Source organism: Saccharopolyspora sp. NPDC000359 (assembly GCF_040300525.1).
GTDB lineage: Bacteria > Actinomycetota > Actinomycetes > Mycobacteriales > Pseudonocardiaceae > Saccharopolyspora.
This window is the reverse complement of the sequence record NZ_JBEPDU010000008.1, coordinates 47,107-63,247: the sequence shown is the minus strand read 5'-3', so window position 1 is coordinate 63,247 and position 16,141 is coordinate 47,107. Positions and strand designations below refer to the sequence as shown.

The following is a 16,141-nucleotide window of genomic DNA, read 5'->3' as shown; positions in this document are numbered from 1 at the left end:
CTGTCGCGACCGCGCTCCCGGAGCATGCCAGAGGGGCGCCGGTCCCCAGCCGGACCGGCGCCCCTCCACCGCGTTTCAGAGCTCGACGCCGAGCAGGGCGTCGACGGCGGTCCGGACCAGCTGCGGCGCCTCGCGGTCGGAACCGCCGGTGGTCAGCGCCTCCTCCACCCAGGCGTCGACGGCCCGCAGCGCCTGCTGGGTGTCGAGGTCGTCGGACAACCGCTCGCGCAGCTGGGCGACCGCCGACTCCGCCGCCGGGGCGGACTCCAGCGCGACGGCCTGGCGCCAGCGCGCCAACCGGGCGGTGCCCGCGGTCAGCGCGTCAGCCGTCCAGGACCGGTCGGTGCGGTAGTGGCCGTCCAGCAGCGCCAACCGGATGGCCATCGGGTCCACCCGGTCGCCGCGCAACCGGGAGACGAACACCAGGTTGCCCTTGGACTTGGACATCTTCTCGCCGTCCAGCCCGATCATCCCGGCGTGCACGTAGTGCTGGGCGAACGGGAACTCGCCGGTCAGCGACTCGGCGTGCGCGGCGCTGAACTCGTGGTGCGGGAAGATCAGGTCCGAGCCGCCACCCTGCACGTCGAAGCCCAGGCCCAGCCGGTTCAGCGCGATGACCGAGCACTCCAGGTGCCAGCCCGGCCGCCCCGACCCCAGCTCGGACTCCCAGGACGGCTCGCCGTCGCGCGCGGCCCGCCACAGCAGCGCGTCCAGCGGGTGCTCCTTGCCCTTCCGGTCCGGGTCGCCGCCGCGCTCGGCGAAGAACGCGCGCATGGTCTCGTCGTCGTAGTTGGACTCGTAGCCGAAGTGCCCGCTGGCCCGGTGGCGGAAGTAGATGTCCGGGTGCTCGTCGTCGACCCGGTAGGCCGCGCCGGAGGCCAGCAGCTTGCCGACCGCCTCGACGATCTCCGGGATGGACTCGACCGCGCCGATGAAGTCCTGCGGCGGCACCACCCGCAGGGCCTCCATGTCCTCACGGAACAACGCGGTCTCGCGCATCGCGAGCACCACCCAGTCCTCGCTGTCGCGCTCGGCGCGCTCCAGCAGCGGGTCGTCGATGTCGGTGACGTTCTGCACGTAGTGCACCTGGTGACCGTTGTCCAGCCACACCCGGTGGACCAGGTCGAACGCCAGGTAGGTGGCGGCGTGACCGAGGTGGGTGGCGTCGTACGGCGTGATGCCGCACACGTACATCCGCGCGGTGGGACCGGGTTCGGTGGGCTTGACCGCACCGGCCGCGGTGTCGAACAGGTGCAGCGGACGTGGCGTGCCCGGCACGTGAGGCACGGGAACCGATGACCAGGGTTGCATGCACCCGACCTTAAACGTCCGCCGCGGGTGGACGCCGCCGTCCGGGTGATAGCCCGTGTCACATCGTGGGAGCACCGGCCGCGCGCCCGGCCGCCGCCCCTTCGGATTCCCGCGCCGGAGATCGGTTTCTGAGCCATTTCCCGGCACTTCTCAACTCCGCACCCGAAGTGGGATCATTGAACCCTGGAAAATTGCGGAACTCGCTGAACAATGTGATGTCTCAGCTGGTCAGCGGCCCCATGGAAAGGCCAACGCGTTCGAAGTGGAGATCGACCCAGGACCGGACGCGCGCCATTGCCCGGGCGCCGGACCAGCGAACCGCGCCGAGAGGGTGGGGCGCGAACCCGGGCACCGCACGCCCGGGTCGCGGAGCGGGCGGAGGCGATCGTGACATCGATACGGGTGGAACGGCTCCACAAGGTGTTCGGGCCGCGGCCAGCGGAGCTGGTCCGCCGCTTGGAGGCCGGGGCCGACCCGGGGGAGATCCGGGCCGCGGGCGGCACCGCCGCGGTGGTCGACGCCTCGTTCGAGGTGGCCGAGGGCGAGACCTTCGTCGTGATGGGCCTGTCCGGCTCCGGCAAGTCGACCCTGATTCGGATGATCAACGGCCTGCTCACCCCCACCTCGGGCCGGGTGCTCGTCGACGGCGAGGACATCACCACCATGTCCGGCAAGGCGCTGCGCGCGATGCGCCAGCAGAAGATGAGCATGGTGTTCCAGCACTTCGCGCTGTTCCCGCACCGGACCGTGCTGGACAACGCCGGCTACGGGCTGCAGGTCCAGGGCCGCCCCGCCGCCGAGATCACCGAGAAGGCCACCGAGGCGCTGGAGCTGGTCGGGCTGACCGGCTGGGGCGACCGCTACCCGCAGCAGCTCTCCGGCGGGATGCGGCAGCGGGTCGGCCTGGCGCGCGCGCTGGCCGCGCAGACCGACGTCCTGCTGATGGACGAGGCGTTCAGCGCGCTGGACCCGCTGATCAAGCGCGAGATGCAGGACCAGCTGCTCAACCTGCAGGCCAAGCTGGCCAAGACGATCATCTTCATCACCCACGACCTCAACGAGGCGATGCGCCTGGGCGACCGGATCGCGATGATGCGGGCCGGGCGGATCGTGCAGATCGGCACCGCCGAGCAGATCCTGCGCGAGCCAGCCGACGACTACGTGGCCGAGTTCGTCCAGGACGTCGACCGCACCCGGGTGCTCACCGCGTCGGCGCTGGCCGACCCGCGGGTCGAGGCACCGCCCGGGGTGGCCCCGGTGCCCGGCGGCACACCGCTGCGCGAGCTGTTCGCCCAGCTGGGAGACCACCCGGTGCCGGTGCTCGACGAGCAGCAGCGGCTGCTCGGCGCGGTCGCCCCGGCCGCCGTCTTCGCCGCGTTGAGCCGCGAGGCGCAGGTGCCCACCGCGGTCGAGGAGGCCTCCGATGCCTGATGCCCTGCTGCTCGCCGCCCAAGCCGACCTGCCGCGCATCCCGGTCGGCGACTGGTTCTCGGCGGTCGTCACCTGGCTGAACAACAACATTGGCCCGGTGTTCGACTTCATCGACATGGTGCTGCGCTCGGCGGTGGCCGGGCTGACCTACGCGCTGAACTGGCTGCCCGACCTGGTCATGGTGCTGCTGTTCAGCGCGCTGGCGCTGTGGTTGCGCAGCTGGCGGTTCGCGCTGTTCAGCCTGGTCGGCTTCGGCCTGGTCGCCAGCATGCGCGAATTCGACGCCGCGATGGAGACGCTGGCCCTGGTGCTGGTGGCCAGCGTGCTCGCGGTGGCGATCGGCATCCCGGTGGGCATCCTGGCGGCCCGCAACCGCAAGGTCAGCGGGGTGGTGCGGCCGGTGCTGGACCTGATGCAGACCATGCCGGCGTTCGTCTACCTGGTGCCGGTCATCGTGTTCTTCAACATCGGCACGGTGCCGGGCGTGGTGGCCACCGTGATCTTCGCGCTGCCGCCGGGGGTCCGGCTCACCGAGCTGGGCATCCGGCAGGTGGACGCCGAGGTCGTCGAGGCGGGCGAGGCGTTCGGCGCGCCGACCCGCAAGATCCTCACCGGCATCCAGCTCCCGCTGGCCATGCCGTCGATCATGGCCGGCATCAACCAGGTGATCATGCTGGCGCTGTCGATGGTGGTCATCGCGGGCATGGTCGGCGCGGCCGGGCTGGGCACCGCCATCTACGAGGCGGTCACCCGGGTGCAGCTCGGCCAGGGCTTCGAAGCCGGGCTGTCCGTGGTGATCCTCGCGGTCTACCTGGACCGGATCACCGGGGTGCTCTCGGACCGCTCGCCGGTGGCGCGGGCGGAGCGCAAAGCGGCCAGGACCGGCTGAACCCCGGTTCAGCACCTCGCCGCGGGAAGGCAGGCAGGAATGTTGACCAGCAGGAGACCACGCAGACTCGTCGCGCTGCTCGCCGCGCTGGCCGCGCTGGTCCTGGTCGCCGCCGGGTGCGGGGGCCGGGAAGCCCAGACCGGCCAGGAGGCGAAGGCGATCAACATCGGCTACATCGCCTGGGACGAGGACATCGCCGTCACCTACCTCTTCAAGGAGTTGCTGGAGCGCCGGGGATACCAGGTCAACGCCACGGAGCTGGAGGTCGGGCCGATCTACGCCGGGCTCGCCCAGGGCAACCCGGACCTGTTCCTGGACGGCTGGCTGCCGGCGACCCACGCCGACTACTGGGCGCAGTACGGGCCGCAGCTGGAGGACCTCGGTGTCTGGTACGACCAGGGCACGCTGAACATCGCGGTGCCGGAGTACCTCACCGACATCAACTCGATCGAGGACCTCCGGGGCCGGGCGGGCATGTTCGGCGGGGTGATCACCGGCATCGACCCGGGCGCCGGGCTGAGCCGCACCACCAAGGAGATGCTGCCGGCGTACGGTCTGGAGGGCGAGTACACCCTGCAGACCTCCTCGACCACAGCGATGCTGGCCGCGCTGCAGAAGGCGACCGACGACCAGAAGCCGATCGTGGTGACGCTGTGGCACCCGCACTGGGCGTACGCCCGCTACCCGATGAAGGACCTGCAGGACCCGAGGGGCGCGATGGGCCAGGCTGAGCAGCTGCACGCCATCGGCCGCGCCGGGTTCAGCCAGGACTTTCCCGAGGTCACCGAGATGGTCAAGAAGTTCCGGCTGACCGACGAGCAGCTGGCCTCGCTGGAGAACGAGATCAACAGCGCCCAGAAGGGCCAGGAGCAGCAGGCGGCCAAGAAGTGGATCGACGCCAACCCGGCGGTGGTCAACTCCTTCGCCGGGCAGTGACGTCACTTCCTCGGGGCGGTGTGCCCTGCTGCGGGCCGTGACCTCCGCCAAGCAGCGACGGGCCGGTGCGTCCCCACCCAGGTGGGAGGCCACCCCGGTCAACGCGATGTCAACGGAGATCAGATGTCCGACCTCCGTTGACATCGCGGAGGACGACCCCGCACCCGTCCGGGGCACGCCGGACTCGGCAGCCCGCCGCGAGGTCCGGCCGCGGGGCACTACCGGGGGTTGCGGATGCCGTCGATCAGCCGGGTCCAGTTGTCGCCGCCGCAGCCCGTGGCGATGGCCCGGTCGTAGTTCGCCTTGACCGCGCGCGGCAGGTCCAGGTCGATGCCCGCCTCTTCGCTGGCGGCCAGGACGTGGTCGGCGGTCGCACCCATCATCCTCGCCGTGCTCAGGTCCCCGGGGTGATCATCGGTGTCGACCCGCGCAGCGGATTCCGGCAGCAACTGGATCGCGAGCTGGAGCACCTGCGCTGCCCACGGCGCGAAGTCCGGCGCGGGCACCCCGGCCGAGCCGAGCAGCGCCGCCCCGTGCAGGAAGGCCGACAGCGCGGTCAGGAAGACATCCAGGTTGGCCTGGTAGAACAGCTGCGCCAAGCCGGGATCGGCACCCATGTGGTGCGGTGCGCCGATCACCCCCAGCGTCTTCTCGTGCGCGTCGAAGACGTCCCGCGGACCGCTGTAGTAGGCGTAGGACGCCTCGGTGCCGACCACCGGCGCGGGCACCATGATCCCGCCGGTGAGGAATCGGGCACCGCGCCGCTCGGCCCACTCCGCCGCCTCCCTGGTCCTCGCCGGGCTGTCCGAGCTGAGGTTGACGAGCACCTTGCCGCGCAGGTCCTCGACAGGTCCGAGGACGTCGTACATCGCCTGGTAGTCGGTCAGGCTGAGCAGGACCAGCTCGCTCGCCCGCACCGCCTCGGCCGGGCTGGCCGCGCGAACAGCACCGCGCGCGACGACGCCGTCGGCGCGGCTGGCGGTCCGGTTCCACACCGTGACCGGGTGCCCGGCCTCGAGCAGCGAGTTGACCATGGCCTGCCCCATCGGCCCCAGGCCGATCAGGGTGACTGGTTGTTCCACGTTGTTCCCCTCAGTTCCCTCGTCGGTCCACATAGGACTGCAAAGTCAGTTCCGGAGCAGTTCGACGAGGCTCGCGGTGTCCTCGTGGCCGTGTCCGTCGGCGACCCGGCGCTGCAACAGCGAGTGGACCGGCGTGATCAGCTCGGTGCTGACCCCCGCTTCCTCGGCTGCGACGAGGAAGTTGCCGTACGCGGCGGCCTGCATGGCGAGGTTCGAGGTCACGTCGTTGGCGTAGTCACCGGCGTCGATGCGCGCGGCCATCGCCTCCGCGTGGACGCCCATCGTCTCGACGTACCGGCGGACCATCGGGGCGAACTCGGCCGCGGACCTGCCCGCCGAGCGCACCAGCGCGAAGGCGTGCAGCGCACCGCCGAACATCCCGTACATGCCGCAGAGCAGGGCGATGTCGTGCAGCGGCGCGAGCCCCGGGTCCTCTCCGAGGTAGTGGCTCCCGCCGAAGGCGTCCAGCACTGGCCGCGCGGTGTCGAAGGCGCCGCTCGGGCCGCTGTAGAGCACGAACGCCGCCGGGGTGGCGATCGTCGGCGGGACCGCCATGATGCCGCCGTCGAGGTAGTCGGCCCCGTGGTCGGCGGCCCAGGTGGCCATCTCGCGGGCCTGGCCGGGCGTGCCGTTGGTCAGGTTGACCAACGTGCGCCCCGCCAGCACATCGGTGCGCGGGGCGAGCACCTGGCTGACCGAGTCGTAGTCGAGCAGGCAGACCACCACCAGCTGGCTGGCCAGGACCGCGTCGGCGGCGGTGTCCGCGCGGGTCGCCCCCTTGACCACCAGCGGCTCGGCCTTGGCCGCGGTGCGGTTCCAGACCGTCACCCGGTGGCCCGCCGCGAGCAAGGCGTCCGCCAGCGCGGTTCCCATGTCACCGAGCCCCAGGACGCTCACGGCCTTCTCGTTCATCGCTTCTCCTTTCCGCTGGTAGCCACCCTGCTGGGGCCCGCGCACGGTCCACGCACGATCGGCTGGGGGTGTCGGGCACGCGGACTAGGGTGGAACCGTGCGTTTCGGAGTTCTCGGCCCGCTGGGGGTGTGGACCGCCGAGGGCGAACCGGTCGCGGTCCCCGAGGCGAAGGTCCGCGCACTGCTCGCGGCGCTGCTGGCGCACGACGGCCCCGTGTCGGCCGACCGCCTGGTCGACTCCCTGTGGGGCGCCGAACCACCGGGCAACCCGACCAACACACTCCAGACCAAGGTCTCCCAGCTGCGCCGGGCCATCGGCCGGGAGCTGGTGACCTACGGCCCGGCCGGGTACGCGCTGGCCATCGCCCCGGAGGCCGTCGACGCGCACCGCTTCCGCCGTCTCGTCGCGCAGGCCCGCGCGACCGCGAGACCCGGTGCGCGGCGGGCACTGCTCGCCGATGCCCTGGCGCTGTGGCGGGGGCCCGCGTTCGCCGACTTCGCCGACGAGCCGTTCGTCCAGGCCGCCCGGCAGCGGTTGGCGGAGGAACACCTCGCCGCGCTGGAGGAGTTCGCCGAGACCCGGCTTGAGCTGGGCGAACACGCTGCGCTGGTCGGCGAGCTCGGCGAGCTGGTGGCGGCCAACCCGCTGCGCGAGCGGCTGCGGGCATTGCACGTGCGGGCGTTGTACCGCGCCGGGCGGCAGGGCGAGGCGTTGGCCGGTCTGGCGGACCTGCGCGAGCGGCTGGCCGACGAGCTGGGCATCGACCCGAGCCCGGAGGTGGTCGAGCTCCAGCAGGCGGTCCTGAACCAGGACACCTCGCTGGCTCCCCCGGCCCCCGCCCCGCACAACCTGCCGGTGCCGGTGACCGACCTGGTTGGTCGGGACGGGGAGAGCGCCGAGGTGCTGGCGCTGCTGGGTTCGTCGCGACTGGTCACGTTGACCGGACCGGGCGGTGTGGGCAAGACGCGGCTGGCGATCGAATCCGCGCGCGGCGCGGTGTTCCGGGACGGCGTGCGACTGGTCGAGCTGGCCGGTATCCAGGCAGGGGAGGATTCCACCTGCTCGCTGGAGCACGCCGTGCTCGCCGCGCTGGGCGTGCAGGAGGCGGGCCCCTCGGCCACCGACCCGCTCGTGGACTCGTTGCGCACCAAGGAGGTCCTGCTGGTGCTCGACAACTGCGAGCACGTGGTCACCTCCGCTGCGACGATGGTCGCGCGGCTGCTGCGGGCGGTGCCGGGGCTGCGGGTCCTCGCCACCAGCCGAGAGGCGCTGGGCATCGCTGGTGAGGTGCTGCTGCCGGTGCCACCCCTGGCTGTGCCCGACGAGGGCGCCGAGCTCGACGCCGTGCGCGCCTCAGCTGCGGTGCGGTTGTTCACCGCGCGCGCCGCCGCCACTTCCCCGCGTTTCGAGGTCACCGCTGGCAACTCGGCCTCGGTGGCGGCGATCTGCCGTCGGCTCGACGGCATCCCGCTGGCGCTGGAGCTGGCCGCCACCCGCATCCGCGTCCTCGGCGCGGCGACGCTGGAGTCCAGGTTGGACGACCGGTTCGCGCTGCTGACCTCCGGCCACCGCGACGCGCCGGAACGGCAGCGGACCCTGCAGGCGGTCATCGACTGGAGCTGGCAGCTGCTGCCGACCGCGGAGCGCATCGTGTTGCGCCGCTTGGCGATCCACCGCGACGGCTGCACCCTCGCCGCAGCTGAAGCGGTGTGCTCCGGTGACGGGGTCCGCCCGACCGAGGTGCTGGACCTGCTGGCGCGGCTGGTGGACCGGTCCCTGGTGGTCGCGGCGGAGACCAGGACCGGCGAACGCCGCTACCGGCTGCTGGACAGCGTCGCCGCCTACTGCCTGCAACGGCTGCGCGAAGCCGAGGAGCACGACGCCCTGCGCCAGCGGCGCAACGACTACTACACCGCCTTCGCCGAGCACGCCGAAACCCGGCTGCGCGGCCCTGACCAGCGGCGCTGGCTCGAACTTCTGGACGCCGAAGCGGCCAACCTGCGCGCTGTGCTCGACGACGCGGCCCCCGACGTGGCGTTGCGGCTGGTGACCGCGCTGTGCTGGTACTGGTTCCTGCGAGGCAGGCTCAGCGAAGCCCGGCAGTCGCTCGCGGCGGCGCTGACCGGATCCGGCCCAGCCCGCGCGGAGGCCGCCGCGTGGTACGCGGCGATCGCGCTGCTGACCGGCGAGCAGGTGGACCGCGTCGAGGCGTGGCGGGACGTCCCCGACCGCGGGCGGCGTGCCCGAGCCCGCTGGTTCCTCGCCCACGCGCAGTACACGATCGCGAACCTGACCGCGTCCGAACCCTCGATCGACGAGGTGGTCGCGGAGTTCGCCGAACTGGACGACCAGTGGGGACTGGCGGCCGCGCTGAGCGACCGGTCGATGCACCTGATGACCCGCGGCGACCTCGCCGCGGCATTGAACGCCGCGCAGCGGAGCGCGGAGCTCTTCCGCACCACCGGTGACCGCTGGGGGCTGGCCCAGGCGTCCTACGCGCTGGGCACCATCGCCGGGATCACCGGCGACTACGCCGACGCCAAGCGCCACCACACCGAAGCCCTGCTCGGCGCCGAGGGCATCGGCCTGTGGGCCGAAGTGGCGTACCAGACGGCTTGGCTCGGCCGGGTGGCGCTGCTCGAGCACGACTACCCACGAGCGCGAGAACTGCACGAACGCGCGAGGCGGCTGGCCGCCGAACGCGGCTTCACCCCCGCCGAGATGTACGCCGAGACCGGCCTGGCGCTCGGCGCCCGCCGCGAAGGCCGCTTCGCCGACGCGGAACGCCACCTGCACCGCGTCCTGGAGTGGCACCGCATGGTGGAGTTCGAGCCGGGCAACACGCTGATCCTGGTGGAACTCGGCTACCTCGCCGAACGGCGCGGTGACCTCGCGGGGGCCCGTGAACACCACCTGGCAGCGCACCGGATCGCGCGCCGCATCAACGACCCACGAGCAACAGCCCTCACCCTCGAAGGCCTGGCCAGCGCAGAGGTCGCCTCGGACCCGGGACGAGCGGCCCGCCTGCTCGGCGCGGCCGCAGCGGCACGAGCCTCGGCAGGCACCCCACTCCCCGAAGCGGAACGCGACGACGTCGACCGAACCACCACCAGAGCCCGAGAACACCTGTCCCGCAACGCCTTCGAAAGGGCTTTCACCGAAGGAAGAACCCACTACCCAACCAACCTGGACCCCCTGACAACACCCCGCCGAACACCCCACTAGACCGACCGGACCCCACCCCGACGCACCGCCGCGGCACGTCGACCTCCGTGGTGACATCCGACCTCGGGGTGACGCGATTCCAAGGGGGATCAGACGCCTTGTTCCCAATGAAATCGCGTCGGGGGTCACCCGACCAAGGCATGTCGTCGGCGTGTCGGCGCCACGACACGCCGGGTATTTACAGTTTCAGTTGAAACTGTAAAACCGCACGACAGGGGACCGCAGCAGCGTGAGCGGGGCCGATGGGACGCAGTGGGTGCTCGAAAGGGCATACGTATAGTGGGGCGCCGTGTCAAGCGTTCACCTGCTGCCCATCAAGACAGCAGCGCTCATCTTCCCGTTGCTCGCGCTGGTGCTGTTCCTCCCCGCCGCCGTGGTCACCTACCGCAGGCACGGCGTCATGTCGAGCTGGCGAACGTTGTCGTTCTACAGCTTCCTGTTCTACTCGTTGACCGCGTTCTTCATGACGCTGATCCCGCTGCCCTCGCGAGCGGTCGACGTGTGCGCGAAGTACCCGCAGATGGCGCACCCGGCGCTGACACCCGGCAACACCTTCGGCGACATCTGGAAGGAAGCGGGCGGCGAGGTCAGCTTCGGCACCCTCGTCCTGCACAACCCCGCGGTGTGGCAGATGGCGCTGAACGTGGCGCTGCTCGTGCCGCTGGGCATGTACCTGCGCTACCACTTCAACCGCAACTTCCCCACCACCGCCGCGATCGGCCTGGGCGTCTCGCTGTTCTTCGAACTCACCCAGTACACCGGCGTCTGGGGCCTGTACGAGTGCCCGTACCGACTGGCCGATGTGGACGACCTGATCACCAACACCTGCGGTGCGATGCTGGGCTGGTGGCTCGCCGGGCCGGTGACCCGCGTGCTGCCCACGTTGGACTCCATCGACGACGAGGCGTTGGCGAAGCGACCGGTGCCGCTGGGGCGGCGGCTGGTGGCGCTGCTGGTGGACCTGTGCGTCCTGCCGTTCGCGACGCTGGTCTGCGGGCTGGTGTCCGCGCTGTTCGTCGGCAACAGCCTGTTCCTCGCGCTGCTGCTGACGCTGGTGGTGTACTTCGTCCTGCTGCCCTCTGCCTTCGGTGGCACACCCGGCAAGAAGCTGCTGCTGCTGAACCTGGTTGGCCCGGACGAGGGGCGGCCCGCCCCGTGGCGACTGCTGGTCCGGGCGGTGGCGCTCGGGCTCGCGCTGATGCCCGTCATGCTGCTGATGATGATGGGCGCGCTGGCGGCCGTGAGCCTGCCGGGAGCGGCCCTGTCCAGCGGTGTCGAGGCGCTGCTCAACGAACCGGAGCGGCTGGTCAAGGCAGTCATCTCGCTGCCGAAGGTCCTGCTACTCGGCTTCCTGGTGGTCGCGGCGGTCGTCGCGCTGATGGTGATCTTCTGGGCGGCCCTCTACCGCCACCCCAAGCACTACGGCGTCCACGAGCTGCTCTCCGGGGTCCACAACAAGGCCCTGCCGCACAAGCGCGCTCGGCGGGCCCCCACGGAGGAGGAAACCGCCGCGACCGGGTGACCCGGTTCAGCGGCGACGCTTGGTGCGGAGGTAGTCGCCGACGACTGCGGCGCCCAGACCGTCGGCGGAGGGGGCCAGTACTCGGCCGCCACCGCGGCGGGCCAGCAGGTCGACGAACGCCTCCAGCCTCGGGTCCTCGCCCAGCATGAAGACGCTCAGCGTGGTGCCCAGCCGGGCCAGGGCGTCCACTTCGGACAGCGTGACGGCGGGTGTTCGCGGATCAGGCGGGTACTGGAAGACGGCTTCGCCGTCGGGTTCCAGGTGGGCGGTCGGCTCACCGTCGGTGACCACCAGCACCACCGGCTTGGCGTCCGGGTGGCGGCGCAGGTGACGACCGGCCAGCAGCAGCGCGTGGTGCAGGTTGGTGCCCTGCTCCCACACCCCCTCCAGCGCGGCGAGCCCACCGATGTCCACAGTGGAGGCGTAGCGGCCGAAGGTGACCAGCTGCAGCGCATCGGAGCGGAACCGGGTGGCCACCAGGTGGTGCAACGCCAGGGCGGTGCGCTTCATCGGCACCCAGCGCCCGTCCTGCACCATCGACCACGACGTGTCCACGCACAGCACCACGGCCGCCCGCGAGCGCTGCTCGGTCTCGGCGACCTCCAGGTCCGAGATGTCCAGCAGCGGCGAGTCGGCACCGCCAGCCGCGCGGCGCAGCATCGCGTTGCGCACCGTCCGGGAGGCGTCCCACGGCTCGGAGTCGCCGTAGCTCCACGGCCGCGTGGTGCCGGTGAGCTCCCCCGCCGCCCCGGCGCGGTCGGTGTCGCGCTCCCCACGCCGCGAGCGCAACTGCGAGATCACCGAGCGCAGCGCGGTCTCGCCGAGTCGCCGCATCGCGCGCGGGCTCAGCCGCAGGCTCCCATCGGGCGCGCGTTGCAGCATGCCCTGGCGGCGCAGCTGCCGTTCGATCTCCGACAACCGCTGCGCGTCGACGACGGCCTGCGGGCCCAGCTGCCGCTCCAGTGCCTCCAGGTCGATGTCGGCCAGGCTCGCCCCGGGGTAGGACTGCCCCAGCTGCTCGGCCAACCGGTCCATCTCGCCGAGCTCGGCCATCGCCGCGGTCGCCTCCGCCAGCCCCATCGGCTGGTCGCCGCGGAACCGCGCCCGCCCGGCCCAGTCCTCGCCTGGCCGCAACTGCTCCAACTGCTGGTCCAGGCGCTGCAACGCCTGCGCGATGCGCGGGTCGCCGAAGGCCTGCTGGGACAGCGCCAGCAGCTCGTCGCGCTGCTGCGCGCTCATCGAGTTCAGCAGGCGCTGCGCAGCAGCAGACCGCGCCGCGAGCGCGTCGATCAGCTCGTCGACGGTGCGCGGGTCCTCCGGGAAGAACTCGCCGTGCCGCGCCATGAACTGATCGAACTTCTCCGGCACGTCGGCATCGCCGCGGGCGTGCGCGGCCAGCAGCGCCGACAGGTCGTCGAGCATCTCCCGCACCCGCTCGACGTCCTCGGGCCCGACCTGCTGCATCGCCTGCTTCATGCCCTGGAAGCGCTGCTCGAGGACCTCCGAACCCAGCACCTGCTGGATCTCCTCGAAGGCCTCCCGCGCCTCCGGGGAGCGCCAGTCGTAGGTGGCCAGCTCGTTGACCTGCCCGGCCACGTCCGGTGGCAGCGCGCCCAGCTGCAGCTCGCGGAACCGCGCGTCCTCGCTGGTGTCGGCGGCGAGCGCGAGCCGCTCCTGCTCCAGCGCCCGCTCCAGCAGCCGCCGCACCTCGCTGATCGTGCCGTCCAGGCGGTGGCGCCGCTGCAGCTCGCTGCGCCGCTGCCACAACCGGCGGCTGAGCTCGTCCAGGCCCGCGACATCGCGGGTTCCGGTGCGCAGCAGCTCCTCCAGCGCCGAGCGCGGCGAAGCGCCCTCCATGACGTCGCGACCGAGCTGGTCCAATGCGGCGCGCAGGTCCACCGGTGGCTCCAGCGGGTCGGTCCCGCCGTGCCACGCGTCGTACCGGAACCGCCGGGACATCAGCTGTACACCGACCTGTCGTCCTCGGCGTCCTTGCCCAGCTTCTTGGCCAGGAACAGCGACTCCAGCGCCAGCTCCACCGCGCTGGCGATGCGCCCGGGCGGATCACCGGCCCGCACCTCGAGCCGCTCGGCGACCTGGTGCAGCACCGGCAGCTCCGGCAGCGCGGTCAGCACGTCCTGCCCGGACACCCGCTCCCCGGTGGCCACCGGGTGGCCGTCGGCCACGGCCTGGGCCAGCGACTGCAGGTCCAGCCCGGCGAACAGGGTGCGCGCGGTGTCGGCCACCGAGCGGCGCAGCAGGTAGCCGAGCAGCTCGTCCTCGCGCCCCTCCTCACCGGCCTCGAACTCGATCTTGCCGCGCAGCACCGGGGGCACCGCGGCCAGGTCTACCGGCCGCGCCACCGCCGGGTGCTCGCCGGTCACCGCGGCGCGGTGCAGTGCGGCGGCCGAGACGGTCTCGGCGGCGGCGATGGCGAACCGCGCCGACACCCCGGAGCGCTGGTCCACCGCGGGGGATTCGCGCAGGTGGCCGACGAACCGGGCCAGCACCTCCAGCAGGTGGTCGCCGACCTCGGCGGGCAGGTCCGCCTCCTGGCGCACCAGGGCCACCTCGTCGTCGACGTCCAGCGGGTAGTGGGTGCGGATCTCGGCGCCGAAGCGGTCCTTCAGCGGGGTGATGATCCGGCCACGGTTGGTGTAGTCCTCGGGGTTGGCGGTGGCGACCACCAGCACGTCCAGCGGCAGCCGCAGGCTGTAGCCGCGGATCTGGATGTCGCGTTCCTCCATCACGTTCAGCAGCGCGACCTGGATCCGCTCGGCCAGGTCCGGCAGCTCGTTGATGGTCACGATGCCGCGGTGCGCGCGGGGCACGAGTCCGAAGTGGATGGTCTCCGGGTCGCCCAGCGACCGGCCCTCGGCGACCTTGACCGGGTCGACGTCGCCGACCAGATCGCCGACCGAGGTGTCCGGGGTGGCCAGCTTCTCCGCGTAGCGCTCGCTGCGGTGCCGCCAGGCCACCGGCAGCTCGTCGCCGAGCTCGGCGGCCCGCCGCCGGGAGGCCGGGGTGATCGGTTGCAGCGGGTGCTCGCCGAGCTCCGAGCCGTCGATGACCGGGGTCCACTCGTCCAGGAGTTCGACCAGACCGCGCAGCAGCCGGGTCTTGCCCTGGCCGCGCTCGCCGAGCAGCACCAGGTCGTGCCCGGCGATCAGGGCGCGCTCCAGCTGCGGCAGCACGGTCTGGTCGAAGCCGACGATGCCGGGCCACAGCACGCGGCCGGAGCGCAGCGCGGTCAGCAGGTTCGCGCGCAGCTCTGCCTTCACGCTGCGCGGGGCGTGGCCGCTGGCCCGCAGCTCCCCTGCGGTGCGGGGCAGGCCAGGAGGTGGGGTCGGGTTCGTCACCCTCCTGACGCTACCCGGCTGGACCGACGCACGCCGGAATAGCAGAAAGGTTTTCGCATCCCACGCAGCTGGCTGGTACCCGCCACGTGTAGAAACACGACGTACCCGATGAGCGCGAGGAGGGATCCCGGTGGAGATCAAGGTGGACCCCGGCGAAGTCGGCTTCGACGCGGCCCGGCTGCGGCGCATCGACCGGCACTTCGCCCAGTACGTCGAGGCGGGCAAGCTGCCCGGTTGGCTGGCCCTGGTCGCCCGCGGCGGCAAGATCGCGCACCTGGCCACCCACGGCATGCGCGACGTCGAGAGCAGCGCCCCGGTGCGGCCGGACACGCTGTTCCGGATCTACTCGATGACCAAGCCGATCACCTCGACGGCGATCATGATGCTGCACGAGGAAGGCGCCTTCGAGCTCACCGACCCGGTCAGCGACTTCATCCCGTCCTTCGCCGACCTGCGGGTCTACACCGGCGGCACCGCCCGCGCCCCGCAGACCCGCCCGGCGGGCGAGGAGATGCGGATCTGGCACCTGCTGACCCACACCTCGGGACTCACCTACGCGTTCCACTACCTGCACCCGGTGGACGAGCTCTACCGGCGCGCCGGTTTCGAGCACGGCATGGCCGCGGACCTGGACCTGGCCGCCTGCTGCGACGAGTGGGCGTCGCTGCCGCTGCTGTTCGACCCCGGCACCGCCTGGAACTACTCGGTGGCCACCGACGTGCTCGGCCGGATCGTCGAGGTGGCCTCCGGGCAGACCCTCGACGAGTTCTTCCGCAGCCGCATCTTCGAACCGCTGGGCATGACCGACACCGGGTTCGCGGTGGACCGCGCCGACGCCGACCGGCTGGCCACCCTGTACGTGGCCGACCCGCAGGGCCGGGCCCGGCGCCACCCCCGCCACGACGAGGCCTTCGCAGCGGCGTTCGAGCTGCCCAAGGCGCTCTCCGGCGGCGGGGGGCTGTTCTCCTCGGCGCACGACTACCACCGGTTCACCCAGATGCTGCTGCGCCGCGGCGAGCTGGACGGCGTCCGGCTGCTGGGCAGCAGGACGGTCGACTACATGACCCGCAACCACCTGCCTGGCGGGACCGACCTGGAGAACTTCGCGCTCGGCGCGTTCTCCGAGGTGGCCAACGCGGGCAAGGGCTTCGGCCTGGGCTTCTCGGTGCTGGAGGATCCCGTGGCGGGCAAGGTGCCCGGCTCGACGGGCGAGTTCGCCTGGGGCGGCCTGGCCAGCACGGTGTTCTGGGTCGACCCGGCCGAGGACCTGACGGTCCTGTTCCTGACCCAGCTGATGCCCTCCAGCACCCACCCGATCCGCTCCCAGCTCCACCAGCTCGTCTACCAAGCCCTCGTGGACTGACGTTTCCGTGTTGGTGGTTCCATCCTCATCCTGCGTAGCGGTGCCGGTAGCGGAACCTCAGCGGCGGTTCCGGTTGCCAGGGTGGGATATGCGCCTGCGGCGCATGCGAC

At 71.8% G+C, this 16,141-nt stretch carries 11 protein-coding genes; 6 read left to right on the top strand and 5 right to left on the bottom strand.

The window, feature by feature from the left end:
- Positions 1-75 precede the first annotated feature (75 nt).
- Positions 76-1,311 (bottom strand): cysteine--1-D-myo-inosityl 2-amino-2-deoxy-alpha-D-glucopyranoside ligase, encoded by a 1,236-nt coding sequence (gene mshC, locus ABT324_RS07910; RefSeq protein ID WP_351173462.1) that lies wholly within the window; start codon positions 1,309-1,311, stop codon positions 76-78.
- A 387-nt stretch (positions 1,312-1,698) separates the two neighbouring features.
- On the opposite strand from mshC, the gene ABT324_RS07905 reads away from it, so the two are divergent.
- From ABT324_RS07905 to ABT324_RS07895, 3 genes are read left to right on the top strand one after another with little or no spacing between them, the layout of a single operon-like run.
- A complete protein-coding gene (locus ABT324_RS07905; protein WP_351173459.1) occupies positions 1,699-2,742 on the top strand; it encodes a quaternary amine ABC transporter ATP-binding protein in 1,044 nt (347 codons plus the stop codon).
- Positions 2,735-3,631, top strand: a complete 897-nt coding sequence (locus tag ABT324_RS07900; protein WP_351173456.1) for an ABC transporter permease — start codon at positions 2,735-2,737, stop codon at positions 3,629-3,631. Before ABT324_RS07905 ends, ABT324_RS07900 begins: the two co-directional genes overlap by 8 nt.
- Before the next feature lie 39 nt (positions 3,632-3,670).
- Positions 3,671-4,567, top strand: coding sequence for a glycine betaine ABC transporter substrate-binding protein (locus ABT324_RS07895; protein ID WP_351173453.1), 897 nt, complete (start codon positions 3,671-3,673; stop codon positions 4,565-4,567).
- 218 nt (positions 4,568-4,785) lie between these two features.
- Here ABT324_RS07895 and ABT324_RS07890 read toward each other — a convergent pair whose 3' ends face one another.
- Together ABT324_RS07890 and ABT324_RS07885 are read right to left on the bottom strand one after the other, a co-directional pair.
- On the bottom strand, positions 4,786-5,682 hold the full coding sequence (locus tag ABT324_RS07890) for an NAD(P)-dependent oxidoreductase (protein ID WP_351173449.1): 897 nt from the start codon (positions 5,680-5,682) through the stop codon (positions 4,786-4,788).
- Positions 5,683-5,694: 12 nt separating this feature from the next.
- Complete coding sequence (locus ABT324_RS07885) at positions 5,695-6,606, bottom strand: NAD(P)-dependent oxidoreductase (protein ID WP_351173446.1); 912 nt, start codon at positions 6,604-6,606, stop codon at positions 5,695-5,697.
- A gap of 52 nt (positions 6,607-6,658) precedes the next feature.
- Here ABT324_RS07885 and ABT324_RS07880 point away from each other — a divergent pair, with 52 nt between their 5' ends.
- Together ABT324_RS07880 and ABT324_RS07875 are read left to right on the top strand one after the other, a co-directional pair.
- Positions 6,659-9,787 (top strand): ATP-binding protein, encoded by a 3,129-nt coding sequence (locus ABT324_RS07880; protein ID WP_351173443.1) that lies wholly within the window; start codon positions 6,659-6,661, stop codon positions 9,785-9,787.
- A gap of 289 nt (positions 9,788-10,076) precedes the next feature.
- The gene (locus ABT324_RS07875) at positions 10,077-11,309 is read left to right on the top strand and encodes a VanZ family protein (RefSeq protein WP_351173440.1); all 1,233 of its coding nucleotides are present in this window, start codon (positions 10,077-10,079) and stop codon (positions 11,307-11,309) included.
- Between the two features lie 6 nt (positions 11,310-11,315).
- Here ABT324_RS07875 and ABT324_RS07870 read toward each other — a convergent pair whose 3' ends face one another.
- Both ABT324_RS07870 and ABT324_RS07865 read right to left on the bottom strand, forming a co-directional pair.
- Positions 11,316-13,268, bottom strand: a complete 1,953-nt coding sequence (locus ABT324_RS07870) for a vWA domain-containing protein (protein WP_351173437.1) — start codon at positions 13,266-13,268, stop codon at positions 11,316-11,318.
- Positions 13,268-14,668, bottom strand: coding sequence for an ATP-binding protein (locus ABT324_RS07865; protein WP_351173434.1), 1,401 nt, complete (start codon positions 14,666-14,668; stop codon positions 13,268-13,270). Before ABT324_RS07865 ends, ABT324_RS07870 begins: the two co-directional genes overlap by 1 nt.
- A gap of 124 nt (positions 14,669-14,792) precedes the next feature.
- Here ABT324_RS07865 and ABT324_RS07860 point away from each other — a divergent pair, with 124 nt between their 5' ends.
- A complete protein-coding gene (locus ABT324_RS07860; RefSeq protein ID WP_351173700.1) occupies positions 14,793-16,031 on the top strand; it encodes a serine hydrolase domain-containing protein in 1,239 nt (412 codons plus the stop codon).
- The last annotated feature ends 110 nt before the right edge of the window (positions 16,032-16,141 follow it).